The following is a 23,961-nucleotide window of genomic DNA, read 5'->3' on the forward strand; positions in this document are numbered from 1 at the left end:
GCCCGGACTGATTCCTTTCTCTCGACTCAGGAGAACTCGCGTTGCGCGACCAAGACTTCGATTCACCGCGTCGTCGTCGCTTCGATGACGACGACCCGACCTTCCTGAAGCGCCTCTCCCGCGATTTTGACACCGCGTGGGACGTCGCCGAGGAGCCGGCCGACGAGGCCGGTGAGGGCGAGTGGACCAGCTGGGACTCGCCCGGCGTCCAGCACGGCCCGCAGCCCGTCCCCGACTGGGTGGTCACTGAGCTCGGTGCCCGCGACGTCGACCGCGGCGTGCTCAAGACCGGCAAGGAGGCCGACGTTCACCTCGTGGAGCGCGGCGTGCCGGGCACCGACCGGCGGACGCTGCTCGCCGCCAAGCGGTATCGGGCGGCCGAGCACCGGATGTTCCACCGCGATGCCGGATACCTCGAGGGCCGGCGCGTCCGCGCTTCCCGGGTCACCCGCGCCATGGCCGGGCGCACCGAGTTCGGCCGGGAGGTGATCGCCGGCCAATGGGCGGCGGCCGAGTTCGCCGCGCTGGCAGACCTGTGGCAGCTCGGCGTCGCCGTGCCGTATCCGGTGCAGCTGCTGGGCACCGAGCTCATGCTCGAGTTCGTCGGCGCGCCGGACGGCACCGCGGCGCCGCGCCTGGCACAGACCCGTCCCGACCGGGCGGCGCTGGAGAGCCTGTGGTGGCAGCTCGTCGACGCGCTGCGCGTCCTGGCGCGGGCGGGGCTGGCGCACGGGGACCTGTCGCCGTACAACCTGCTGGTGGACGGTGAGCGCCTGGTGCTCATCGACCTGCCACAGATCGTCGACGTGGTGATCAACCCGAACGGCACCGAGTTCCTGGCCCGCGACGTCACCAACGTGGCGCGCTGGTTCACCGGCAAGGGGTTGCCCGTCGACCCGGAGCCGCTGATCGTCGAGCTGCTGCACGACGCCGGGGCGCGCTGACGGGGCCGCGGCCCGCCCGGCTTCGTGGCCGGGCGGGCCGCCGCGGCGCGGCCGCGTGGATCCGGGCGGGTTTGTATTCGCGGACCGCCGTCACGGAATGATGAGCAGTTTTCCCGTGCTCTGGCGCCCCTCCAGCGCGCCGTATGCGTCGGCGACCTCGTCAAGCGGATAACGGCCGGTGATGGCGGCGTCGACAACGCCATCGGCCACCCATCGGAAGAGCGTTTCCGAGCGTTCCAGCAATTCCGCCCGGGTGGCGATGAAATGCGACAGGGTCGGGCGGGTGAGGAAATACGAACCGGCCATCAGGCGCAGCGGATCGAACGGCGGGACCTTTCCGCTCGCCGCGCCGAAGAGCACCAGGGTGCCACGCGGGCGCAGGGCCTGCAGGCTGGTGTCGAAGGTGTCCGCGCCGACCCCGTCGTAGACCGCGTCCACCCCGGCGCCGCCGGTCAGCTCGCGTACCGCGTCCAGGACCGCGGAGTATTCCACCGCGCGTACCGCACCCGCCGCCTCCGCCAGGGCCCGCTTGTCCGGCGTCGAGGCGGTCGCGACCACCCGGCCGCCGAGGTGCGTGACGATCCGGGTGAGCAGCTGCCCCATGCCCCCGGCCGCGGCGTGCACCAGGACCGTGGCGCCGGGGCGCACCGCGAAGGAGTCGTGCGTGAGGTAGTGGGCGGTGAGCCCCTGCAGCAGTACCGCGGCCGCCTGCTCGGTCGAAATCTCCTGCGGCACCGGCACCAGCCGCTCGGCCGGCACGAGCGCCTGCTGGGCGTGGCTGCCCGGCACGCCCGTCCACGCCACCCGGTCGCCGGGCGAGATGCCCCGCACGCCGCCGCCCAGCCGCAGGACCGTGCCCGCGCCCTCGCTGCCCAGCGGGGCCGGCAGCGGCACCTGATAGATGCCGCTGCGCTGGTACACGTCCACGTAGTTGACCCCGCTGGCGCCGACCAGCACCAGGACCTGGCCCGGGTCGGGCGCCGGGTCGGGGCGGTCCCGCACCCGCAGTACCGAACGATCGCCGAACTCTTCGAACACCACCGCGCGCATCGGGTTGCCTCCTCGAAATGTCAGGTTTCTTGTCTACCTCAGCCACTGATCGGAATTGTCGTACCGCTGCCGTAGCATCCGGGGGTCTTTGGAGGTGAGCGCGTGGGGCCGACCCCGACCCATCGTCTCGCGATTGATCTGGGCACCTGCCACACCGTCGCGGTCGTGCACCGCGGCGAGGAGGCGCCCCGGGCGCTGCTGTTCGACGGCTCGCCCGTCATGCCGTCGGGCATCTACGCCGACGAGCACGGCCGCTTGACCGTGGGCCGCGACGCCGAGCGGCTCTCCCAGCTGGCGCCGGAGCGTTTCGAGCCATATCCGAAGCGCAGCGTCGACGCGGGCTCGGTCCTGCTCGGCCAGGCCGAGGTCACCGTCGTGGAGATGCTGGCCTCCCTGCTGCGCCGCGCCGCCGAGGAGTCGCTGCAGGCCGGCGTCAACCCGGTCGGCTCCACGGTGCTCACCTGCCCCGCCGACTGGGGCGGCCAGCGGCGGGGCGTGCTGCTGGAGGCCGCCCGTGCGGCCAACCTCGGCCCGGTCGTGCTCGTCGACGAGCCGATCGCCGCCGCCACCTACTGCCTGCGCGTGCTCGGCCACCAGGTCGCCCCGCTGCAGTCCCTCGCCGTGTTCGACTTCGGCGGCGGCACGCTGGACGTGTCGGTGGTGCGTCGCGAGTTCGACGGGCTGCGCGTGCTCGGCCTCGGCGGCCTCGACGACCTCGGCGGCGTCGACGTCGACGCGGCCCTCGTCGGGCACCTGGGCCAGCTGATCCACCTGCGCAACCCGGAGCTGTGGCAGCGGCTGTCCAACCCGGACAGCACCGCCGCCCACCGCGACCGGCGGGAGCTGTGGAGCGAGGTCCGCGCGGCCAAGGAGATGCTGTCGCGGGCCGCCTCCGCGCCCGTGCACCTGCCCGGCACCGACGAGGCGCTGCACCTGACCCGCGAGGAGCTCGATCGAGTCGCCGGCCCGCTCATCGACCGGGCCGTCGACGAGACCCGCCGGGTGCTGGAGCGCGCCGGGGTCGACGTGCGCCAGCTCGCCGGCATCTTCCTCGTCGGCGGCTCCAGCCGCATCCCGCTGGTGGCCAGCCGCCTGCACGCCCGGTTCGGGGTCGCCCCGGTCGTGCCCGAGCAGCCCGAGCTCCCGGTCGCCTACGGCGGCATGCTCGCCGTGGGCGCCTCGCCGCAACAGCAGTTCAACGCCCCACCGGTGCCGCGCCCGCGCCCGGGCTCCGGCGCGCCCATCTCCCCTTCGGCCTTCGCTCCCAGCCCGCCCTACCCCCCTTCGGGCAGCATTCCGGTCTCCGCTGTGCCGGGCGGGCCGACCTCCCCGGGCGCCTATGGCTCGCCCGTCGGCCCGGCCTCGTCCATGGCCTCGACGACGTTTCCGGTCGCGCCCGCCTCGCCCGGCGTCGCCCCCGGCGGCCCGCCGCCGCTGTCCCCCCAGCGCCCGGTCAGCCCACCGGCCCCGCCCGGGTTGGCCCAGCCCGGGATGCCTCAGCCTGGGATGCCTCAGCCCGGGATGGCCCAGGCCGGGATGGCGGCGCCGGCCATGGCGCCGCCCGCTTACGGCCCGACCCCGCCGGTGGTGCGGCCGCGGCGGCGCACCGGGCCGTGGATCGCGCTCGTCGTCGTGCTGGCCATCATCGGCTCGTGCGTGTGGGGCGGCAACAAGATCTTCAACTGGGTCGGCGATCAGGTCCAGTCGGTGCGAGACGGCCTGCCCGGCGGCAGCGGCGACTCGGGGTCGGGCAAGGTCGACGGGCTCGACGTTGGCACCCCGATCAGCCTCGCCAGCGGCGGCAAGGTCACCGCGGTGGCCGGCAAAGGCATGGTCTTCACCGCCGTGGTCAGCTCCGGCAAGGTCGACGTCGACGCCTACGCCGTCACTGGGGACAAGCGGTGGACGGCTAACGTGCCGATGGAGCCGGAGGACCTCTCCCTGCGTGTCGTGGGCGATCTGCTCCTCGTCGACGGCGAGCGTGACACGCAGCGCGACGGCGTCGACGCGCGAAGCGTCCTCAGTATCGGCGACGGTGCCATCAAGTGGACCGATAAGTGGCCCGACAAGCTCGACCTGTTCTACGTCGGCACCGACGCGATCACCGAGGTCCGTGCCCGCGACACCGCCGTCCAGCGCGTCGACCTGCTGACTGGCGCGACCCGCTGGTCGCACAAGGGCAAGGGCGGCTTTATCACCTCCGGCAACCGGCTGGTCCATCCGTCGCTGGTGTGGCCGGGCGAGAAGCGCAGCGGTGCGCTCGTGCCGAGCTACCAGATCGGCTTCCAGCAGAGGATCCCGTTCCAGGAGTCGATCGACGTTGATCCAGGCGTGGTCGTGCAGATGCAGTCGGAGGGCAAGGCCGGCGTCATCGACCTGTCCAACGGCGCGCTGAAGGCCAACGGCAGCGTCGCCTCGGCCGGTGACCTGCCGTGGCTGGTCTACGGCGGAATGGCGATCTTCAAGAAGAAGGACGCCGAGAACTCGATCGTCGCCTACCGGCTCTCCGACTTCGGCCAGGCATGGGAGTACAAGACCACCGCCGGGGTCAAGATCGAAGACTTCCGGCCGTGCGGCGAGAAGCTCATCTGCATCAAGGCGAAGCAGTCCAGCTACACGCTGATCGCCATCGGCATGGATGACGGCCAGTTGAAGTGGACCAAGCCGCAGCAGCGCGAGCCCAACTGGTATGTCCTGGACGACAAGCTCGTGCTCGGCCGTGGCACGTTCACGTCGGTGGAGAACCCGACGGTGAGCGACCCGGCCAACGGCAACGACAAGTACGCGTTGGGCGGCCCCCTGTCGTCGAAGAACGCCTACGCCGGCGCGGGCGGCCGGGTCGCGATGGTGACCATCCACGTCAGCGGCTTCAGCTCGATGTGGCAGGTCGCGGTGGTCGGCACCGCCGATGGCAAGATTGTCGGCTCCGCGGACTACGACAAGGACAACATCCTCACCGACGTGTCGATGAGCGCCGACACGGTCGTGCTCATCGACGAGAAGAACCGCAAGATCTACCGGTACGGCATCCCCGGCCCGAAGTGACGCCGGCGCGCCGCTGCACGCGATCGACGTGCTGCGGCTGGCGGCTCTGAGCGGAGACGACGGCGGCGGGCGTCCATAGTGGACGCCCGCCGCTCGCTTGCGGTTGGTTATGCCTCGATCATCTTGCGCAGCACGTACTGCAGGATGCCGCCGTGGCGGTAGTAGTCCGCCTCGCCGGGGGTGTCGATGCGCACGACCGCGTCGAACTCGACGCCGGTGTCGGTGCTCACCTTCACCGTGCGCGGGGTGGAGCCCTCGTTGAGCTGCTCGACCCCGCTGACCGTGAACGTCTCCGTGCCGGACAGGCCCAGCGAGTCGGCCGACTCGCCCTGCGGGAACTGCAGCGGCAGCACGCCCATGCCGATGAGGTTGGAGCGGTGGATGCGCTCGTAGGACTCGGCGATCACGGCCCGCACGCCCAGCAGTGCGGTGCCCTTCGCCGCCCAGTCGCGCGAGGAGCCGGAGCCGTACTCCTTGCCGGCCAGGATCACCAGCGGCACGCCAGCCTCGGCGTAGGCGACCGAGGCGTCGTAGATGGTGGTCTGCTCGCCGGTGAGGTGGTTGACCGTCACGCCACCCTCGGTGCCCGGCGCGAGCTGGTTGCGCAGCCGGATGTTGGCGAACGTGCCGCGGATCATCACCTCGTGGTTGCCGCGCCGGGAGCCGTAGGAGTTGAAGTCCTTACGGTCCACGCCGTGCCCGGCGAGGTACTTCCCGGCGGGGGAGTCGGCCTTGATGGAGCCGGCCGGCGAGATGTGGTCGGTGGTGACCGAGTCGCCGAGCTTCGCCAGCACCCGGGCGCCGGCGATGTCGTTCACCGGGGCCGGCTGCGTGGCCATGCCCTCGAAGTACGGGGGCTTGCGCACGTAGGTGGAGTCGCCCGCCCAGTCGAAGGTGTCGCCGGTCGGGGTCGGCAGCGAGCGCCACTGCTCGTCGCCGGCGAACACGTCGGCGTAGCGGGTCGAGAACAGGTCGGCGCCGATGGCCGCGGCGATGGTGTCCTCGATCTCCTTCGTGTCCGGCCAGATGTCGCGCAGGTAGACCGGCTGCCCGTCGGAGCCGACGCCCAGCGGGTCGTTGATCAGGTCGATGTCCATCGTCCCGGCCAGCGCGTAGGCGACCACCAGCGGCGGCGAGGCCAGGTAGTTCATCTTGACGTCCGGGTTGATCCGGCCCTCGAAGTTGCGGTTGCCCGACAGCACCGACACGACGGTGAGGTCGTGCTCGTTGACCGCCGCGCTGATCGGCTCCGGCAGCGGGCCGGAGTTGCCGATGCAGGTGGTGCAGCCGTAGCCGACCAGGTTGAAGCCGAGCTTGTCGAGGTAGGGGGTGAGGCCGGCCCGATCGTAGTAGTCGGTGACCACCTTCGAGCCCGGGGCCAGGGTGGTCTTCACCCACGGCTTGCGGGCCAGGCCCTTCTCCACGGCGTTGCGGGCCAGCAGCGCCGCGCCGATCATGACCTGCGGGTTGGACGTGTTGGTGCAGGACGTGATCGCGGCGATGACGACCGCGCCGTGGTCGAGCTCGTAGTCCTCGACCCGGACCGGCTTGGACACCCGGCCGTTCGACCCGGAGGCCGCCGAGACCAGTTCGTGCGGGCGGTCGCCGTTGCTCACCTGGTGGTTGGCCGGCGGGTCGCTGGCCGGGAACGACTCGGCGCTGGCCTCGTCGGCCGGGCCCTCCACGCCGTCGCCGACGTAGTCCTTCAGTACCGAACGGAACAGCGGCTTCGCGCTCTTGAGCGGCACCCGGTCCTGGGGCCGCTTCGGGCCGGCCAGTGACGGCTCGATCGAGCTCAGGTCGAGCTCGAGGCGCTCGGAGTAGTCCGGCTCCGCGGCCGGGTCGTGCCAGAGGCCCTGCTCCTTGGCGTAGGCCTCGACCAGGGCGACCTGCGCCTCGTCACGGCCGGTCAGCTTCAGGTACTTGATGGTCTCGTCGTCGATCGGGAAGATCGCGACCGTCGAGCCGTACTCCGGGCTCATGTTGCCGATCGTGGCCCGGTTGGCCAGCGGCACCGCGCTCACGCCCGGCCCGTAGAACTCCACGAACTTGCCGACCACGCCGTGCTTGCGCAGCATCTCGGTGATGACCAGCACCAGGTCGGTGGCGGTGGTGCCCTCGGGCAGTTCGCCGGAGAGCTTGAAGCCCACGACCCGCGGGATCAGCATCGACACCGGCTGGCCGAGCATCGCGGCCTCGGCCTCGATGCCGCCGACGCCCCAGCCGAGCACGCCCAGGCCGTTGACCATCGTGGTGTGCGAGTCGGTGCCCACGACCGTGTCCGGGTAGGCCTGGCCGCCGCGCGCCATGATCACCCGGGCGAGGTACTCGATGTTGACCTGGTGCACGATGCCGGTGCCCGGCGGTACGACCTTGAACTCGTTGAACGCGGTCTGGCCCCAGCGCAGGAACTGGTAGCGCTCCCGGTTGCGGCCGTACTCCAGCTCGACGTTGCGCTCGAAGGCGTCCGGGCGGCCGAACAGGTCGGCGATGACGGAGTGGTCGATGACCAGCTCGGCCGGCGCGAGCGGGTTGACGCGCGTCGGGTCGCCGCCGAGCTCCACGACCGCCTCACGCATGGTGGCCAGGTCGACCACGCACGGTACGCCGGTGAAGTCCTGCATCAGCACCCGCGCGGGGGTGAACTGGATCTCCACGCTGGGCTCGGCCGAGGCGTCCCATCCGCCGAGCGCGCGGATGTGCTCGGCGGTGATGTTCGCGCCGTCCTCCGTGCGCAGCAGGTTCTCCAGCAGGATCTTCAGGCTGTACGGCAGCCGCCCGGCGCCCTCGACCTTGCCGATCCGGTAAATCTCGTAGCTGGCGTCGCCGACGCTCAGCTGGCTCTTTGCTCCGAAGGAGTCGAGGCTCGCCACGGCGTGTGCTCCTCTTCCGTCAAGTTCGTGTTTCCCGTACGCCAGTCTTCCCCAGCGCGCGGCGGCCGAAGCCGCGGGGTTCGGGGTATCAAGAAAACCGTACGTCCGTCTTGTTAGATAGGCAAGGTTGTTCCAAGCTGTGAAACACGAGGCGGTACCCGCCGCTTACAGCTCGACGACCTCCCGGCCGTCCGCGCCCGGGCGGAAACCCACCTCGCGCAGGATGGTGAGCAGTTCGCTGGACGGCGCCGCCTCCAGCGTTCGGGCGGAGGTGGCCCGCAGGGCATCCACCAGGGCCAGCAGCACCTGGACGGCGCGGTCGCGCCGGCCGGGCGGCGTGGCGAGCCCGGCCAGCCGGACGACGGCGTCGTCCGGGCGGACCGCGGCCAGGGCGGCGGCGGGCTGGCCGTCTTCGGCGGCCGGGTCGACCAGCTCCCACCACTGCAGCGTCGCATCGCGGGCGAGGCCGTCGTTCCACTGCTGCGCGGTCGTACGGGTGAGGTCCAAGCGGCCCGGGGGCACCCGGCGCACAAGCAGCAAAGCGGTCACGAACCGAGCATCCACCGGGCGGCTTGCAAACGGCTTGCCCTTGATACTCCCTGTCACGAGCGACACAACCGACCGGGTTCGCGGCGGCGGGAGGGCGTGCGGTCGGAGGTGGTCGAGGCCATCGGACCAGCGCATCGCCGAATGCCCTGCAGTGGCATGCGGTTGCCGAAGTAGCACGACGTGACTAGAATCCTGGTCATGACGACGATTCCGTTGGCTGATGCTAAGGCGAGGCTGTCGGCTGTCCTTGACGAGGTCCGCGACACCCATGAACGTGTGGTGATCACCCGTAATGGGCGGCCAGAGGCGGTCCTGATGGCCGTGTCTGATCTGGAGGCGCTAGAGGAGACACTGGATCTGCTGTCCACCCCGGGCGCGCTGGAGCAGATACGCCAGGCCGAGGCCGACATCGCCGCCGGCGACGCGATCGACGCCACCGAGCTCCGCCGCCAGCTCGCCGCCCGCGCGGAGCGGGAGTGGCGTGACTGAGGAGGAGCCCTACAAGCTGTCGCTTGCGCCGGCCGCGCGCCGAACGCTGACCGAGGGTCCGCCGATCGGTCTGCCCATCGGGGTGGCCGCTGCCGTCGGGGAGTTCGTCGCCGGACCACTGCTGCAGCGGCCCTACGTCGTGGGCAAGCCGTTGACCAACGAGCTGGCCGCCTACCACTCGGCCCGGCGCGGCGCCTACCGCGTCGTATACCGCATCGATGACAAGAGGCGCTCGGTACATGTCGTGCGCATCGATCACCGTGCCGACGTCTACCACTCGTAGCCAAGAACTGGGCATTCGCGCCGCAGGCCCGCCGGCGGGTGCTCGGCGGGCCTGACGAACGCGGATCAGAAGCCGAACGATGAGAAACGATGAGACCAGGATCGCGCGGGCGAGGGTGTGGGCGGTCAGGTTGAAGCCGACCACGTTCGGCGCGCTTCGTGCGCCCCGACCGCCGAGGCGAACCGGCCCGGTTCGGCAAACTCGCCCGTGTCCGGCAGTGACTTGAGGCCGTCTTCGACACCCTCAAAGGCCAACTCGACCTCGAAGCCCACGCAGGCCGCACCCTCGCCGGCGTCTTCCTCCGCGTCGCGCGGCGAATCCTCGCCCTGACCGCCGTGATCTGGCACAACTGGACCATCGGCGCCCCGGTCAAGCGATTCCTCATCGCCTACGACCACTGAATCTTCAAAGCATCGGATTAGGGTGAGACGCCGGTGAGGCGGGCGTACTCCTGCGGGGTGCCGATCGCCGCTCGGCGCTCGGGATGCTCCACGTAGTGCTCGACGACTGAGCCGAGGAAGACGGGCTCGACGGCGAGCAGGTCGAGGGGGACGAGTAGCCAGCCGGGTTCGTCGTGGCCCGGGCGGCGGATGCTCAGGGCCAGCTTTGGGCTGCGGACGGTCAGTGGTAGCGGTGTCATCGGTACCTGCACCAGATCGTCCCAGCCGAGCTTGCGGCGGCCGCCGGCGCGGATGCTCAGGCCTGCCGGGCTCACCACGATTCGGGGGCCGCGCAGCAACGGTAGGGCGGCGCCGGCGATGACGAGTGCGGCGCCGGCGTTGACGCCCAGGCGGGTGGTCGCAGACAGGGTGTCGTCGCTCTCCAGGAACACGGTGCCGAACAGGGCCCAGCCCATCGTGAGCCGGCCCATCAGGACCGGCGAGCCGGGCACGACGAACGCGTCGCCGCGCACGCGCAGGGCGGCCGGGGGCGGGTGGTGGATCGGGCGGAAGACGATGCCGAAGGCGATGAACGCGGCGCTCAGCACCACGATGGGGGCGAGCAGCAGGGCCACTGCGGCCCAGACCGGGGTGTTGGCGGGGGTTACCCCGAACTCGTAGACGACTCGGAGCGCGACGATGAGCAGGGCGACCGCCGCGGCCGTCGCCTTGCTCGCCGTCACGTAACGGCCGAACCGGGCGGGCGTCACACGGCCAAGTCTACGAAGCGGGCGCGCAGGTCGGTGACCGTCGGCATCGACACGGCGCCGCCCGGCGACTCGCAGACCAGGCCCGCCACGTGGACCGCGACGCGGGTCAGGGTGGCCCAGCCGCCCAGGTCGGTGGGCCGGCCCTGGCTGAGGATCCCCCAGCTCAGGCCGGCCATGGTGGCATCGCCGGCGCCGGTGGTGTCGAGCGGGGCGATGCGAGGTGCGGGCACGAGTACGGTCGCGGAACCGTGCGCCACCAGGGCACCCTGGGCGCCGAGGGTCACGACCACCGCGCCGGCGCCGAGGTCCAGCAGGCGGCCGGCCGCCGCCTCCGGGGAGTCGCCCCACAGTGCGGTGGCGTCCACGGAGCTGAGCTTCACCAGGTCGGCGGTGGCGGCGAACTCGGCGACGACGTCCGGGTTGAGCCCGACGGCCGGGCGGACGTTGGGGTCGAAGACGCGCACCGGGCCGCCACCCGGGCCACGCACGGCCCAGGCGCGGCGCGCGGCGGCGAGCACGGGCGGGGCGAGCAGGCTTATCGAGCCGCAGTACAGCAGGCCGGCGCCGGCGACCAGGGACTCGTCGACGTCGGTAGCGTCGAGCAGGCCGTAGGACGGCGGGGAACCGTAGAAGCGAAACGTCGGCTCGTGGCCCTGGAACGTGGTGACGGCAAGCGTCGTGGCCACACCGGGGACGGTGACGGTCCCCGCCGTACCGACGCCGGTCTTGTCCAGAAAGTCCAGCAGGCGGGCGCCGAAGGGGTCGTCGCCGAACGAGCCGAGGAAGTGTACGGGTGCGTCGAGGCGGGCGATGCCGACCGCGACGTTGAACGGGGCGCCGCCGACGGCGGGCCGGTAGACGAGGTCACCGCCCGACGTCGATTCGAGCAGATCGATCAGCGCCTCACCGATCACCACGCCGTAACCAGTCATCCGGCCAGTATCACGGTGTGGAACGCCGCTTGGCCAGCCAAAGCTCGTGGGCCAGCTCGCCCGGGCTCAGGCCGGGACCGCCCGGCTCGCGCCGCAGGCGGGTGACGCCGCCGGATTTGACCGCGTACCAGCGCTGCGACTCGGCGGTCGTTGGCGGCACGGCCCGGGCGGCGAAGACCAGCTGGGCGCGGGCCCGGTTGAGCCGCGGGTCGTCGAGCAGGCGCAGCGCCTCGGCGGCGAGGCTCGGGTGCAGGATCGCGTCGAGGTCGTCGACGAGCAGCACGCCGCCGCGCTCCAGGGCCGGCAGCAGCGCGGCGAGCAGGTCGAGCCAGGCGATGGTGCCGTCGGACTCGCCGTACGCGCCGAGCGGTTGCGCGCCGGTCCGGGCGTCCGGGCCGGCTTCATGGACGAGCCGGACCGAGCCGCCGCCGGTGTCGACGCCGGCGATGCCGAGCCCGGCCCGGGTCGCCAGCAGGGTCAGCTGGTCGCTCCACCGGGCGGCGAGGTGGTCGAGGTCCTGGACCAGGCGGGCGCCCGGCGTCACGCGCACCGGGGTGATCGCCGCCAGGGTCGCGGCGACCGGTGCGAGCCAGGCGTGCTCGGCGTCGGCGGCCAGCGCCAGCATGGTCGTGGACGGGTCGCGGGCCACCGCTACGGCGAGCGGTTCCAGCCGGGCCTGCGGCAGGGTGCGCACGCCGGACCGATCCCGCTCGTACCAGACCGTGCGGCGGTCCCGGCCGTACGCGTGCAGCCACTCGCCGACGACCTCGCCCTGCTTGTAGGCGCAGCCCCAGACGTGGCGCACCCCCTCGGCGAGCACCTCCGCCTCGAACCGGGTCGGCAGCAGCCGGGTCGCCGGGTCCAGCCGGAACGGGTCGTAGCGGCGGGCGGCGTCGCGGGCGTCGCTGCCGGACGCGGCCAGGGCGCGCAGCGTACCCAGCGCGCGCAACACGGTCGACTTGCCCGACGCGTTGGCGCCGAACACCCCGGCCAGCGGCGAGACGTGCACCGCCGGGCCGTGGGCGAGGGGCGCCACGAGGCCGGCATCGAGCGGCTCGGACGGGACCGTCAGCAGCGTGAGCTCCTGGATGTCGCGGACCGAGCGGAAGTTCTGGAGGCGGAACGTGAGCAGCATCGCCGATCACGCTAGAGGCGGCTCTCCTGCCCGGTACGGGCCTCGGCGCCCGGTTCACCACCTTGGTCACCACGGGAATAGCCCGGCCTCATGGTGCCCGTGACGAACACGGCGTGCCAGACGCAGAAGACCAGCACCGTCCAGATCTTGCGGGAGTGGTCGGCCTCCTTCTTGCGGTGCGCCCTGAGCAGGCCGCGGACCACGTCGAGGTCGAGCAGGTCGCCGGCGCCGGAGGAGTCGAGCAGGCCGTGCGCCCAGTCATACATCTCGCCGCGCAGCCACGGGCGGATCGGCACCGGGAAGCCGAGCTTCTTGCGGTGCACGATCGGCTCCGGCACCACCCCGGCCAGGGCCCGGCGCAGCGCCGCCTTCGTCTCCTGCGAGCGCGGCGGCACCTTGAGCTCGGTGGGCAGCGCCGCGGCGATCTCGAACACGGCCCGGTCCAGGAACGGGGTGCGCAGCTGCAGCGAGTGCGCCATCGTCATCCGGTCGGCCTTGACCAGGATGTCGCCCCGCAGCCAGGTGTACAGGTCGATGTACTGCATGGTGGTGACCTCGTCGAGCGCCCCGGCCTCCTTGAACACCGGCGCGGTGACGTCGGTGTGGCGCACGTCGGGCTCGTAGTCGCGCAGCAGCGCGGCCTTCTCCTCGTCGGTGAAGATCCGGGCGTTGCCGTAGTAGCGCTCCTCGATCGGGGTGGTGCCGCGCTCCAGGAAGCTCTTGCCCTTCATCCCCTGCGGGATGACCCGGGACACGGCCCGCAGGCCGCGCTGCATCGAGTCGGGCAGGTGGCTCACCGTCGACAGCGACAGCGGTTCGCGGTAGATGGGGTAGCCGCCGAAGAGCTCGTCGGCGCCGTCGCCGCCGAGCACGACGGTGACGTCCTGCGCGGCCCGCTCGGCCAGGAAGAACAGCGGGACCAGGGCCGGGTCGGCGACCGGGTCGTCGAGATGCCACACGATGCGCGGCAGCGCCCGCATGAAGTCGGCGGCGGTGACGACCGTCTCGGTGAGCGGCACCCCGAGCGCCCGGGCCGACTGCTCGGCGATGTCGATCTCGGAGTATTGCGCCTGGGGACCGACCGCGTCGTAGCCGACGGTGTACGTGCGCAGGGCCGGGTTCTTCTCGGCGGCGAGCGCCACGATCGCGGTCGAGTCGATGCCGCTGGACAGGAACGCCCCGACCGGCACGTCGGCGCGCAGGTGCGCGTGGACGCTCTCGCGCAGCGCGTCGGTGATGCGGCGCACCACGGCGTCCTCGTCGGCCACCGGTGCCGGGCGGAAGTTCAGCTGGTTGTACCGCCGGTTCGCCAGCGGTCCGCCCGGCGTGTACACGAACGACTCGCCGGCCCCGAGGCGCCGCACGTCGGGGTGCATGGTGGCGGGCTCCGGCACGTACTGCATCGTCAGGTAGTGCTGCAGCCGCACCGTGTCGACGGCGGCCGGCTCGGCGACGAACGGCAGCAGCGCCTTCTTCTCGCTCGCCAGGTAGACGCCGGCGGGGGTCTGCAGCTGGTACAGCGGCTTCACGCCGAACGGGTCGCGGGCGCCGAACGCGCGGCGCGCCGAGCCGTCCCAGATCACGAACGCGAACATGCCGCGCAGCCGGTTGACCGCGCTGGGGCCCCAGTGGTGGTAGGCGGCCAGGATGACCTCGGCCTCGCTGCTAGTGGCGAACTCGGCGTTGCGCTCCTCCACCAGCTCCGCGCGCAGCTCGGCGGCGTTGTACACGGCGCCGTCGAGCACGATGAGGTATCGCCCGGCGGTGACGCCGGTCGGCGGATACGACAGCGGCTGGCGCCCGCCCGGCGGGTCGGTCACCGTGAGTCGCTGCGCGCCGAAGACGACGTCGTCGTTGGCGACGACCCGCTCCTCGTCCGGACCACGGTGGCGCAGCAGCCCGAGCGCGTCGGCGATCGCGTCCCGGTGCGCCGCCGCGCCGCCGCGCGCGCTGACGAACGAGAGAAGACCCGCCATGGCAAGCATCCTCGCACGGGGTACGGTCGCAGGTGGAGCACGAATTCGCGGCGATGAGAGCGGGGTCACGATGGAATCAGCAGGTCAAGCATCGGCTGGTAGCCAGTCGCACGACCCCGACTTCCCCGAACGGTTCAGGGCGTTCATGCGCACGGGCTGGCGCGACGCGACGCTGGACGTCGTGCCTCGGGTCGAGGCGCCCGACCACGCCAAGCGCCGTGCCGAGCTGTCCGTCGCGTTCCCGGGCGAGACGCTGATCATCCCGGCGGGCGTCGAGCGGGTCCGCTCCAACGACACGAACCACCCCTTCCGGCCCGGGACCGAGCACGTGTGGCTGACCGGCGAGCACGACCCGGAGGCGGTGCTCGTCATGCGCCCGACCGGCGGCGGGCACGACGCCACCCTCTACGTGCGGCCCCGCTCGCCCCGCGACACCGACGAGTTCTTCACCGACCGCAACCACGGCGAGCTGTGGATCGGCCGCCGGCACACCCTGGCGGAGAAGGCCACCGAGCTGCAGCTGCACACCGCGCACCTGGACGAGCTCACCGCGGCGCTGGACGACAGCGCGCCGGGGCGCACCCGGGTGCTGCGCGGCTTCGACCCGTCGGTCGACGAGCGGGTGCGCACCGCCGCCCCGGAGCGCGACCAGGAGCTCGCCCGGACGCTGTCGGAGCTGCGGCTGGTCAAGGACGCCTGGGAGCTGGAGCAGCTGCAGGACGCGATCGACGCGACCGTGCGCGGCTTCGAGGACGCCGCCCGCGCCCTGCCGGCCGACCGGCCCGTCAGCGAGCGGCTCATCGAGGGCGTGTTCGGGCTGCGCGCCCGCCACGACGGCAATGACGTCGGCTACGGCTCCATCGTCGGCGGCGGCGCCCACGCCGCGATCCTGCACTGGACGCGCAACGACGGGCAGACCCGCCCCGGCGACCTGCTGCTCATGGACATGGGCGTGGAGAACCGCAACCTGTACACGGCCGACGTCACCCGGACCGTGCCCGTCTCCGGCACGTTCACGCCGCTGCAGCGGGAGGTCTACGAGATCGTGTACCGCGCTCAGCAGGCCGGCATCGACACGATCCGCCCGGGCGTGGCGTTCGACGACGTGCACCAGGCATGCATGCGCGTGCTCGCCGAGGGCCTCGCCGGCCTCGGCGTGCTGCCGGTGAGCGTCGACGAGGCGATGGACAAGGAAGCCATCCTGTATCGGCGCTGGACCCTGCACGGTTTCGGTCACATGCTCGGCCTCGACGTACACGACTGCGCGCACGCGCGCAAGGAGCGTTACCGCGAGGGCCACCTCGAGGCCGGATACGTGCTCACCGTCGAGCCGGGCCTGTACTTCCAGCCCGAGGACGAGCTGGTCCCGGCCGAACTGCACGGCCTAGCGGTGCGCATCGAGGACGACATACTGGTGACCGCGACCGGCGCCCGCAACCTCTCCGACGGGCTGCCGCGCAGCGCCGACGACGTCGAGTCCTGGCTGGCCACGCGCCGTTCGGAGGGGTATCGGCTGCCCTAGGAGGCCCTGAACTGTCGGATCGGCGACACTTACCGGGAGGTGGCAACCGGCAGCGGTCACCATGCGCCCATGACTCCTCTGATCGTGCTCGGCGTGCTCGTCGTGCTCGTGATCGCGCTCGTGGCGTGGGCCGTGGCGACGTACAACTCGCTCGTCAGGGCCCGCACCCAGGTGGACGCGTCATGGGCACAGATCGACGTCCAGCTCAAGCGCCGCCACTCGCTGATCCCCAACCTGGTGGAGACCGTCAAGGGCTACGCCGCGCACGAGCGCGGCACCCTGGAGGCCGTCGTCGCCGCCCGCAACGCCGCCGCGGGCTCGGCGGCGGCCGGTCCCGCGCAGCAGGCACAGGCTGAGGGCTTCCTCACGGCTGCCCTGGGCCGGCTGTTCGCGCTGGCCGAGGCGTATCCGAACCTGAAGGCCAACCAGAACTTCCTGCAGCTGCAGGGCGAGCTCGGCAACACCGAGGAGAAGATCGCCTACGCACGGCAGTTCTACAACAGCGCGATCCAGACGTACAACCAGAAGATCCAGACGCTGCCGACGAACCTCATCGCGGGCGTCGGCGGGTTCCACCCCCGGCCGTACTTCGAGGCCGCCGCGGGCGAGCGCGCCGACGTCAACGTCCGGTTCTGACGAGCCCCGCAGCGATGAACATCGACCCGGCGCTGCTGGTCGAGGCCGGCATCGCCCTCGCCGGCCTCGGCGTGTGGCTGCTCGCGTTCTGGGGCGCGCTGCTGCTCACCCGCCCGCGCCCGATCGACGCGCCCCCGCCGACCCAGGACTTCGGCGGCCCCGAGTCGCCGGCCGTGGTCAGCCTGATCACCGGGCGCTGGGAGCTGACCGAGGACGGCGCCGAGTCGACGCTGATCGACCTGGCGGCCCGTAAGGTGCTCGAGTTCCGCCAGCCGGGCAACGACCCGTTGCAGACGACGGTGCACGTCCGGCAGGATCGGCCGTCGGGGCTCAACGCGTACGAAACCATGATCTTCGAGCGGGTCCGCGGCCTGGCCGTTGGCGGCATGGTGCCGCTGACGGCGCTGACGTTCCGTAACGAGGCCGAGGCCAAGGGCTGGACCAGGCGGCTCAACGCCGCGATCGTCGCCGACGCGCGCTCGCGCGGCCTGTCTCGGCGCCGCTTCTCGCCCGCGGTCGTCACCGCGCTGACCGTGATCGCCGCGATCCCGTCGCTCGCGGCCGGCCTGGCCATCGCGCTGCACGAGCGCCGTACCGACGGCGACGCCACGGGCGCCATCTGGGTCGCCGTCTTCGCCTGGGCGGCGCTGGGGATCTTCGCCGGCAAGTCGCGCGGCGAGCGCGACACGCCGCAGGGGCGCGCGGCCGCCGCGCGCTGGCTGGGCCTCAAGACGTTCCTGCGCGGGCACGAGAGCTTCGCCGACCTGCCGCCGGCGGCCGTGACGGTGTGGGACCGCTACCTGTCCTACGGCGACGCCGTCGGTGCGACCCGCGTGTGCAGCGCCGTGATCGACCTCGGCATGGGCAACCGCCGCCGGGTGTGGTCCTCGTTCGGCGGCACCTGGCACCGCGTGCGGGTCAGCTATCCGAGCGTGTTCCCGCGCTACGGCCAGAAGGCGGTCCCGCTGGTCCTCAAGGCGCTCGCCGCACTCGCCGTCGCCGCGCTCGTCGTGCGGTTCAACGCGATCGCGTTCGACCTCGCGCCCGGCTCGGTCACCGACTGGATCGCCCTCGCCGTCCGGGTGCTCATCCTGTGGCCGCTGATCTACGGCGGGTACACCCTGATCGCCACCCTCGTCGACCTGTTCACCCCGGTCACGCTGACCGGTGAGGTGCTGTGGACCGAGACCTGGAAGGCCCACAGCCAGGGCGAGGACAGCCCGTCGATCCCCTGGCTGCACTACCTCGCGGTCGACTCCGGCGCCTCCGACCGCACGGTCGCCTGGGCCTGTCCGTCCGGGATCGTCGGCGGCGCCTCACCCGGCGACGTGGTGACGCTGACCGTGCGGCGCTGGACCCGGCGGGTCCTCGAGCTGCGGGTCGAGTCCAGCGCGCGGTCGCGCTCGCAGAGCTTCGGCGACGAGAACACCGACCAGCTCATCCAGCGGGCGATGAACGCCGGGGCGCCCGCTCTGGCGACGGCGGTGCGCCCGGCCCGGGTCTCGCCCGCGGATCTGGTCACCGCCGAGGAGGTGGGACGGGTCCTCGGCCGGCCGGTCTCGGTGTCCGGCGGCGCGGGTCACGGGGTCGCGGTCGGCCCGATGAGCATGGCGGAGTTCCGGGCGGCGGACGGCTCGACGCTCGCCATCCTGGTGGCCACCGGTATCGCGGCGGATCTGGCGATCCGGGCCCACCGCGGCGGTATGGCGGTCCCCGGCGTCGGCGACGAGGCCTTCGCGTCCGGCCAGTGGGCCGTCGCCCGGCGCGGGCCGACGGTGGTACGCATCGAGCAGCGCGCCGCGGGGGCGGTACACCAGCCGTATCTGGTGTGGTTGCTCGGACTCGCGGTCAATCGCCTGACTTGAGACGGCCGGTCGTTGGGTAAGAGGATGCCGGGTAGACAGCTGTAGCCACCTCGCGAGGAGATTACGCATGACCGACCGTCCGCGCCCGCCGTCGCCGTACGACTTCCTGCCCGCGGTGCCGGCGTTCAGTTTGACCAGCGAGGACCTGACCGACGGGGGCACACTGCCCGACGCCCAGGTCTACGCCCGCGGCAACACCTCGCCGCACCTGTCCTGGTCGGGCTTCCCGGCCGGGACCAAGAGCTTCGCCGTGACCTGCTACGACCCGGACGCCCCCACCGGCGGCGGATTCTGGCACTGGATCGTCTACGACCTCCCGGCAACCGTCACCGACCTGCCCACGGGCGCCGGCACCGGCGAGAAGGACGGCATGCCCGACGAGGCGATCCACGCCCGCAACGACTACGGCACCCGCGACTTCGGCGGCGCCGCACCCCCACCACAGGACGCGCCACACCGCTACTTCTTCGTGCTGCACGCCCTGGACACCGACTCCCTCGGCGTCGACGCCGACTCCTCAGCGAACGTGGTCGGCTTCAACCTCACCGCTCACACCCTCGCCCGCGCCATCCTGGTCTCGTCGTTCGGCTTCTGATCCGCATCCGCCAGGCCCGCCGAGCACCCGCCGGCGGGCCTGCGGCGCGCAGATCGCGGCCCTGAAGCTCGGCTTCACACCCCTCGACCGGACGAGGAGATCCATCGCCGAAGTTCCTCGACCTGCCCGGCCGTGACTGAAACCGGAGCGGAAGTGACGACCAGGTACCCGCTACCAATGCGCCGCCATCACAGGGCAGCGGCCAAGGCTTCACGCGTCGTAGACGCCATCCTCGTCGAGACGTCGGCCACTGAGGTCGCCCTTGGCCCAGGCGACACACCTCGGGCGACCACCGGCTCTTCAAGCGCTGCCCGGACCTGCGGAATCGGAAGCACACATGCCGCTGTCCGCGTTGCGCGGCCATCGCCGTTGTCGAGCCATTCGGGGATCTGCACCGGTGGTCCATGGGAACAGCGGTTGCTTGTTCCCGCCTTGCGGAGCATTCGGCGGAAATGCCGCTCGGCCGTGCGCGGCATCGTCGAAAGGTGGCTGCGATACACCGGCCGTTCATTGCCGCCAAACATTCGGTGCGTTGCCGGGCCGGCGGGCCGGCGCAGCTGTGGCGTGGATGCGCGACGACGCTTCGGGACAGGACCGGGCCGTCCGGCGCCGTCCACCTGGCGGGGTGCGGGAGCGCAGTCGTTTGCCGCGGTGCCGCTCACGGGACGTCGTTCCTGGTCAGGCGGCGTGACCGGTGGCGGTGAGGGCGGCACCGGCCCCTGCACCGATACGCCGCGCTGGTCGCTGACCGCCGGCGGGGTGTCACCGCGGGCGCGGCGGAGCTTCTCGGCGTGACGTCTGGCCAGGCCCCATTCCCGACGCCGTGCATGCTCCCGGCGGAACTGCTCCTTTGCCGGAGAATAATGACGTGACCTGGTCCGGTCACGCATGGCAGCCAACTCCGCCCTTGAAAACAATCCCAGCTGCCCCATGATGAAATTATCCCAGAACCCGACCGAAACCACCGCCCCAAACGGCAGCCCATAATGCCAAATGGTGTACGCTCATGCCGGCCGCGGGCCGAAGAACAACGGAAGCCTGGGTCCGCCAGGGCCCACCAGATCAATCCGCCAAACCCGGCATCGGGATTTAGCGAACCTGCAAATAGTTGTCCGGCCACCAATCCCTCCGTGAGCATGAACAATGCGACATGGCTCGAATCCGCGCTCCGCCTGTGCGAGCGGAGCAACGTCACAACGTCGTCCACGCGAGGCCCCGCCACGGCGGCGGAATCCTGCGGGCCGCGATCAGAGCGCGCGACCCGCGATCGTTGCGGTACGCCAGCGGGATCACCGTCAGCGGAAGCGCCTTGCGAGTCGGTCGAGGTCGTGCGGATTCCGGTCGGATCCCGTGCCGAGGACCGGGCGCCTGACCATCCGCTCGGCCAGTGGCGTCTCGAAATTCCCCAAGGGTGACCAATCACGACGAGCGGGGTGCCGCAGCGGCCAGCTAGAAAGTCCGCTTTCTGGAGGGCTAACCCGGGGGGTCACAGCCAGAAGGTGTCGTGCTCGAGCATGAAGGCGGCCCGCTCGTCCGTCCGGCAGGCCCTCGAAGTAGGCCTCCCGCGGCGCGCCCGGGGCGAAGTGCAGCAGTATCTCCGCCGGGGCGCCGGACTCGTTGCGAAACGCGTGGACGCCGCCCTCGGGCACGTACACGAAATCGCCCGGCTCGGTGTCGATCCAGCGCCGGCCGTCGTAGATGCGCACCGAGCCGCTCAGGATGAAGAACGACTCCGAGATCAAGCGATGGAAGCGCGGCGACGGCCGGGACGCGGCGCTGAGCTCCCTCGTCTCGCCGAGGTAGCGCGGGGGAGGATACGACATACCCTCACGATATGGACTCGCGGAGGGTTCGGGTGGCTTCCACGACGTTGGTCAGGGCGGCGCGGACCTCTTCGTACGTGCGGGTCTTCAGGCCGCAGTCCGGGTTCACCCACAGCCGTGCCGGCGGGATCGCCCTGAGCGCCGCCCGCAGCCGGGCCGCGATCTCCTCCCGGTCCGGGACGCGCGGGGAGTGGATGTCGTACACCCCGGGGCCGATCCCGCGGCCGAACGCCCCGACCGCGAACCCGGAGCGCGCCGCCTCGATGCTCGTCACGTCGGCGTCGAGGGCGTCGATCGCCTCCAGCACCTCGCCGGCGTCGCTGTAGCACAGGTGGGTGTGGATCTGGGTGGCGTCCGCGGCGCCGGAGGTGGCCCGGCGATACGCGGCGACCGCCCACGCCAGGTACTCCGCGCGCTCCTCCCGCCGCAGCGGCAGCAGTTCCCGCAGCGCCGGCTCGTCGACCTGGATGATGCGGATGCCGGCCGCCTCCAGGTCGGTGACCTCCTCCCGGATCGCGTCGGCGACCTGCAGGGTCACGTCGCGCAGCGGCCGGTCGTCGCGCACGAACGACCACGCCACGATCGTCACCGGGCCGGTGAGCATGCCCTTCACCGGGCGCCGCGTCAGCGACTGGGCGTAGGCCGCCCAGCGGACCGTGATCGGCGCGGGCCGGCTGACGTCGCCGTACAGGATCGGCGGGCGGGTGCACCGCGAGCCGTACGACTGGACCCAACCGTTGCGGGTCACCGCGAAGCCGTCGAGGCGCTCGGCGAAGTACTGCACCATGTCGTTGCGCTCCGGCTCGCCGTGCACGAGCACGTCCAGGCCGAGCCGCTCCTGCTCGCCGATCACCCGGGCGATCTCGGCCTCGATGCGCGCCTCGTACTCGGCCGGTGCTAGCCGGCCCGCGGCCGCCGCCGACCGGGCCGCGCGCAGTTCGCCGGTCTGCGGGAACGAGCCGATCGTGGTCACCGGCAGCGCGGGCAGCCCCAGGTCGCGCTGCGCCGCCGCGCGGGCCTCGTACGCGCCGCGCGACTCGCTTCGCACCGGCCCGGCGGACCGCGGCGGCGCCGGTAGGGGCCCAGGCTTCGGCCCGAGCCCGGCCAGCGCGACGACCTCGGCGACCTTCTCCTCGGCGAAGGCGAGGCGAGACGCCAGCTCCGAGGGCAGACCGGATGACAGACCCTCCTCACCGCGCAGCGTGTACGGCACGTGCAGCAGCGAGCAGCTCGTGCCGACCGCGGTCGCGCCGGACGCGGCGAGCAGGGCCCGCGCCGCGTCCGGGTCGGTGCGCCACACGTTGCGGCCGGACACGACCCCGCCGACGACCGTGCGGCCCTCGAACAGCTCCAGATGCGCCGGTACCCCGTGGGTCAGGTCGACCGCGACCCCGTCCACCGGCGCCACCGCGAGCGCCGGGAGCGCGTCGCCGGCGTCGCCGAAATAGGAGGCGACCAGAAGCTTCGGGCGCCGGCTGAGGCCGGCGAGGCGGCGGTAGGCGTGGCGGACCGCGGGCGAGCCGCCGTCGGTGACGAGCACCGGCTCGTCCAGCTGCACCCAGGCGGCGTGCTCCGCCAGGGCGGACAGCAGCTCGCCGTACACGTCGAGGAGGTCGTCGAGGCGGTCCAGGGGCGTGAAGCCGGTCTGGCACAGGCTGGCGCCCGGTGCCGCCTGCGCCAGCCGCAGCAGCGTCACCGGGCCGAGCAGCACCGGGCGGGTCGCGTAGCCGAGCTCGCGGGCCTCGCGCAGCTCCGCGAGCGGCTTGTCCGGCACGGCGCGCAGCGCGGTGCGCGGCCCGATCTCGGGGACGATGTAGTGGTAGTTGGTGTCGAACCACTTCGTCATCCGCAGCGGTGCGACGCCGTCCGCGCCGCGGGCCATCGCGAAGTACGGGTCGGGCGCGTCGCGGTAGCGCTGCGGCACCGCGCCGACCATGGCGGCGGCGTCGAGGACGTGGTCGTAGAGCGAGAACGTGTTCGACGGCAGGGCCCCCGGCTCCCGCAGGCCCAGCTCGTGCAGGCGGCGCCAGGTCCCGGCGCGCAGCGACCGGCCGGTCTCCTCCAGCGCCGCCCGGTCGATCCGGCCCGCCCAGTAGGCCTCGAGGGCGTGTTTCAGCTCACGGTCCGGCCCGATGCGCGGGTACCCGAGCACAGTGGAAGCGGGAAAGTCATGGGTCACGGGCGGATCGTGGCCGCTCGGCGCGGGAAATGGGCAATCGATAAGCGGCGCGAATGGCCGATACTGATCGTCATGGCGCCCCTGCGAGACATCGAATGCTTCGCGCTGGTCGCGCGGCACCGGTCGTTCTCGCGGGCCGCCGCGGCCCTGGGCCTGTCCCAGCCGGCCGTGAGCCAGGCGGTCGCCCGCCTGGAGCGCGAGCTGGGCCTACGCCTGTTCGAGCGCACCAGCCGCGAGGTCGCGCTGACGGACGCCGGCGCCGCGCTGCTGCCACACGCGGAGGCGCTGCTGGAGCAGGCGGCCGGTTTCGCCGCGGAGGCCGCCCGGCTGGCGGTGCCCGCCCCGGCGACGATTCGCCTCGCTTATGCGCCGCTCGCCGGCGGGTTCGCCGCCCGGGTCGCGCGCCGCCTCACCGGCCGCAAGCCCGGCGTCGATCTGGAGCTGGCCCCGGCCGGCTGGCGGGCCGCGACCGACGAGCTGACCCGGGGCCGGGCCGCGGCGGCGCTGATGAGCGCGCCGTTCCCGCCCGGCTTCGCCACCGCCGCCCGGTTTCACGTGCCGCTGACCCATCTGGCGCTGCCGGCCGCCGACCGGCTCTCCACCGCGCCCACGCTCACCCTGGACCGGGCTGGGCGGCTGCTGCTGCCCCGTGGCGTCGCGCTGCCCGACGGCGCGCCGCTGGCCCCGGAGCCGGTCGACGATCCGGCCGCCGCCCTGGACCTGGTCGCGGCCGGCCGGGGCGCCTTGCCGGTACCGCAGCTGCTCGTCGACACCGTCCGGCGGCCCGACGTCCGGTTCGTCCCGCTGGCCGGCCCGCCACCGCGCCTGACGTTCGCGCTGGTCTGGTCCGCGGCGACGGCCGGCGAGGATGTGATGGCGCTGGTCCAGGCGGCCCAGGAGGCGCTGCGCCGGTGA

18 protein-coding genes and 1 pseudogene are annotated in these 23,961 nt (G+C 72.2%); 10 read left to right on the forward strand and 9 right to left on the reverse strand.

Going from position 1 to position 23,961, the window contains the following annotated elements:
• Positions 1–41 precede the first annotated feature (41 nt).
• On the forward strand, positions 42–944 hold the full coding sequence (locus tag AB0367_RS09535) for an RIO1 family regulatory kinase/ATPase (protein WP_366225772.1): 903 nt from the start codon (positions 42–44) through the stop codon (positions 942–944).
• Between the two features lie 90 nt (positions 945–1,034).
• Here AB0367_RS09535 and AB0367_RS09540 read toward each other — a convergent pair whose 3' ends face one another.
• Positions 1,035–1,994, reverse strand: coding sequence for a quinone oxidoreductase (locus tag AB0367_RS09540; protein ID WP_366225773.1), 960 nt, complete (start codon positions 1,992–1,994; stop codon positions 1,035–1,037).
• A gap of 102 nt (positions 1,995–2,096) precedes the next feature.
• Here AB0367_RS09540 and AB0367_RS09545 point away from each other — a divergent pair, with 102 nt between their 5' ends.
• The gene (locus AB0367_RS09545; RefSeq protein ID WP_366225774.1) at positions 2,097–5,039 is read left to right on the forward strand and encodes an Hsp70 family protein; all 2,943 of its coding nucleotides are present in this window, start codon (positions 2,097–2,099) and stop codon (positions 5,037–5,039) included.
• Between the two features lie 107 nt (positions 5,040–5,146).
• On the opposite strand, the gene acnA is transcribed toward AB0367_RS09545, so the two are convergent.
• Entirely contained in the window at positions 5,147–7,912 is a 2,766-nt protein-coding gene (acnA, locus tag AB0367_RS09550) for an aconitate hydratase AcnA (protein ID WP_366225775.1), read from the reverse strand.
• Between the two features lie 165 nt (positions 7,913–8,077).
• On the reverse strand, positions 8,078–8,461 hold the full coding sequence (locus AB0367_RS09555) for a hypothetical protein (protein WP_366225776.1): 384 nt from the start codon (positions 8,459–8,461) through the stop codon (positions 8,078–8,080).
• A gap of 198 nt (positions 8,462–8,659) precedes the next feature.
• Between AB0367_RS09555 and AB0367_RS09560 the strand changes: the two genes are divergently transcribed.
• The 3 genes and pseudogenes from AB0367_RS09560 to AB0367_RS09570 all read left to right on the forward strand — a co-directional run.
• On the forward strand, positions 8,660–8,950 hold the full coding sequence (locus AB0367_RS09560) for a type II toxin-antitoxin system Phd/YefM family antitoxin (protein ID WP_366225777.1): 291 nt from the start codon (positions 8,660–8,662) through the stop codon (positions 8,948–8,950).
• Positions 8,943–9,233 (forward strand): type II toxin-antitoxin system RelE/ParE family toxin, encoded by a 291-nt coding sequence (locus AB0367_RS09565; protein ID WP_366225778.1) that lies wholly within the window; start codon positions 8,943–8,945, stop codon positions 9,231–9,233. Before AB0367_RS09560 ends, AB0367_RS09565 begins: the two co-directional genes overlap by 8 nt.
• Positions 9,234–9,391: 158 nt before the next feature.
• A pseudogene (locus AB0367_RS09570) lies at positions 9,392–9,634 on the forward strand (IS982 family transposase); the annotation flags it as partial.
• Positions 9,635–9,651: 17 nt separating this feature from the next.
• Here the strand turns inward: AB0367_RS09570 and AB0367_RS09575 are convergent.
• Genes AB0367_RS09575 through asnB form a run of 4 tightly spaced genes read right to left on the reverse strand, consistent with a single transcriptional unit; the run spans position 9,652 to position 14,426 of the window.
• A complete protein-coding gene (locus AB0367_RS09575; protein WP_366225779.1) occupies positions 9,652–10,383 on the reverse strand; it encodes a hypothetical protein in 732 nt (243 codons plus the stop codon).
• Entirely contained in the window at positions 10,380–11,315 is a 936-nt protein-coding gene (locus AB0367_RS09580; protein ID WP_366225780.1) for a carbohydrate kinase, read from the reverse strand. The genes AB0367_RS09575 and AB0367_RS09580 overlap by 4 nt, the downstream gene beginning before the upstream one ends.
• 10 nt (positions 11,316–11,325) lie before the next feature.
• Positions 11,326–12,450 (reverse strand): AAA family ATPase, encoded by a 1,125-nt coding sequence (locus AB0367_RS09585; protein ID WP_366225781.1) that lies wholly within the window; start codon positions 12,448–12,450, stop codon positions 11,326–11,328.
• Positions 12,451–12,461: 11 nt separating this feature from the next.
• On the reverse strand, positions 12,462–14,426 hold the full coding sequence (gene asnB / locus AB0367_RS09590) for an asparagine synthase (glutamine-hydrolyzing) (protein WP_366225782.1): 1,965 nt from the start codon (positions 14,424–14,426) through the stop codon (positions 12,462–12,464).
• A gap of 70 nt (positions 14,427–14,496) precedes the next feature.
• Here asnB and AB0367_RS09595 point away from each other — a divergent pair, with 70 nt between their 5' ends.
• The 4 genes from AB0367_RS09595 (at position 14,497) to AB0367_RS09610 (ending at position 19,044) form a co-directional block, all read left to right on the forward strand.
• Positions 14,497–15,948, forward strand: a complete 1,452-nt coding sequence (locus AB0367_RS09595) for an aminopeptidase P family protein (RefSeq protein WP_366225783.1) — start codon at positions 14,497–14,499, stop codon at positions 15,946–15,948.
• A gap of 69 nt (positions 15,949–16,017) precedes the next feature.
• Complete coding sequence (locus tag AB0367_RS09600; protein ID WP_366225784.1) at positions 16,018–16,584, forward strand: LemA family protein; 567 nt, start codon at positions 16,018–16,020, stop codon at positions 16,582–16,584.
• Between the two features lie 14 nt (positions 16,585–16,598).
• Entirely contained in the window at positions 16,599–18,449 is a 1,851-nt protein-coding gene (locus AB0367_RS09605; RefSeq protein ID WP_366225785.1) for a hypothetical protein, read from the forward strand.
• A 67-nt stretch (positions 18,450–18,516) separates the two neighbouring features.
• Entirely contained in the window at positions 18,517–19,044 is a 528-nt protein-coding gene (locus tag AB0367_RS09610) for a YbhB/YbcL family Raf kinase inhibitor-like protein (protein ID WP_366225786.1), read from the forward strand.
• Between the two features lie 1,295 nt (positions 19,045–20,339).
• Here the strand turns inward: AB0367_RS09610 and AB0367_RS09615 are convergent.
• Positions 20,340–20,867, reverse strand: a complete 528-nt coding sequence (locus AB0367_RS09615; protein ID WP_366225787.1) for a cupin domain-containing protein — start codon at positions 20,865–20,867, stop codon at positions 20,340–20,342.
• Positions 20,868–20,871: 4 nt separating this feature from the next.
• Positions 20,872–23,046 carry a 5-methyltetrahydropteroyltriglutamate--homocysteine S-methyltransferase gene (gene metE / locus AB0367_RS09620; RefSeq protein ID WP_366225788.1) on the reverse strand — a complete coding sequence of 725 codons (2,175 nt, stop codon included), beginning with the start codon at positions 23,044–23,046 and terminating at the stop codon, positions 20,872–20,874.
• 72 nt (positions 23,047–23,118) lie between these two features.
• On the opposite strand from metE, the gene AB0367_RS09625 reads away from it, so the two are divergent.
• The gene (locus tag AB0367_RS09625) at positions 23,119–23,961 is read left to right on the forward strand and encodes a LysR family transcriptional regulator (RefSeq protein WP_366225789.1); all 843 of its coding nucleotides are present in this window, start codon (positions 23,119–23,121) and stop codon (positions 23,959–23,961) included.

Source organism: Dactylosporangium sp. NPDC051484 (genome assembly GCF_040689395.1).
GTDB lineage: Bacteria > Actinomycetota > Actinomycetes > Mycobacteriales > Micromonosporaceae > Dactylosporangium.

Excerpts from the sequence above, each read along its gene's own strand:
- AB0367_RS09605 (WP_366225785.1), top strand. The coding sequence starts at position 16,599 with ATGAACATCGACCCGGCGCTGCTGGTCGAGGCCGGCATCGCCCTCGCC.
- AB0367_RS09540 (WP_366225773.1), bottom strand. The coding sequence starts at position 1,994 with ATGCGCGCGGTGGTGTTCGAAGAGTTCGGCGATCGTTCGGTACTGCGG.
- AB0367_RS09580 (WP_366225780.1), bottom strand. The coding sequence starts at position 11,315 with ATGACTGGTTACGGCGTGGTGATCGGTGAGGCGCTGATCGATCTGCTC.
- AB0367_RS09595 (WP_366225783.1), top strand. The coding sequence starts at position 14,497 with ATGGAATCAGCAGGTCAAGCATCGGCTGGTAGCCAGTCGCACGACCCC.
- AB0367_RS09560 (WP_366225777.1), top strand. The coding sequence starts at position 8,660 with ATGACGACGATTCCGTTGGCTGATGCTAAGGCGAGGCTGTCGGCTGTC.
- AB0367_RS09600 (WP_366225784.1), top strand. The coding sequence starts at position 16,018 with ATGACTCCTCTGATCGTGCTCGGCGTGCTCGTCGTGCTCGTGATCGCG.
- AB0367_RS09615 (WP_366225787.1), bottom strand. The coding sequence starts at position 20,867 with ATGTCGTATCCTCCCCCGCGCTACCTCGGCGAGACGAGGGAGCTCAGC.
- AB0367_RS09585 (WP_366225781.1), bottom strand. The coding sequence starts at position 12,450 with ATGCTGCTCACGTTCCGCCTCCAGAACTTCCGCTCGGTCCGCGACATC.
- AB0367_RS09625 (WP_366225789.1), top strand. The coding sequence starts at position 23,119 with ATGGCGCCCCTGCGAGACATCGAATGCTTCGCGCTGGTCGCGCGGCAC.
- AB0367_RS09610 (WP_366225786.1), top strand. The coding sequence starts at position 18,517 with ATGACCGACCGTCCGCGCCCGCCGTCGCCGTACGACTTCCTGCCCGCG.
- asnB (WP_366225782.1), bottom strand. The coding sequence starts at position 14,426 with ATGGCGGGTCTTCTCTCGTTCGTCAGCGCGCGCGGCGGCGCGGCGGCG.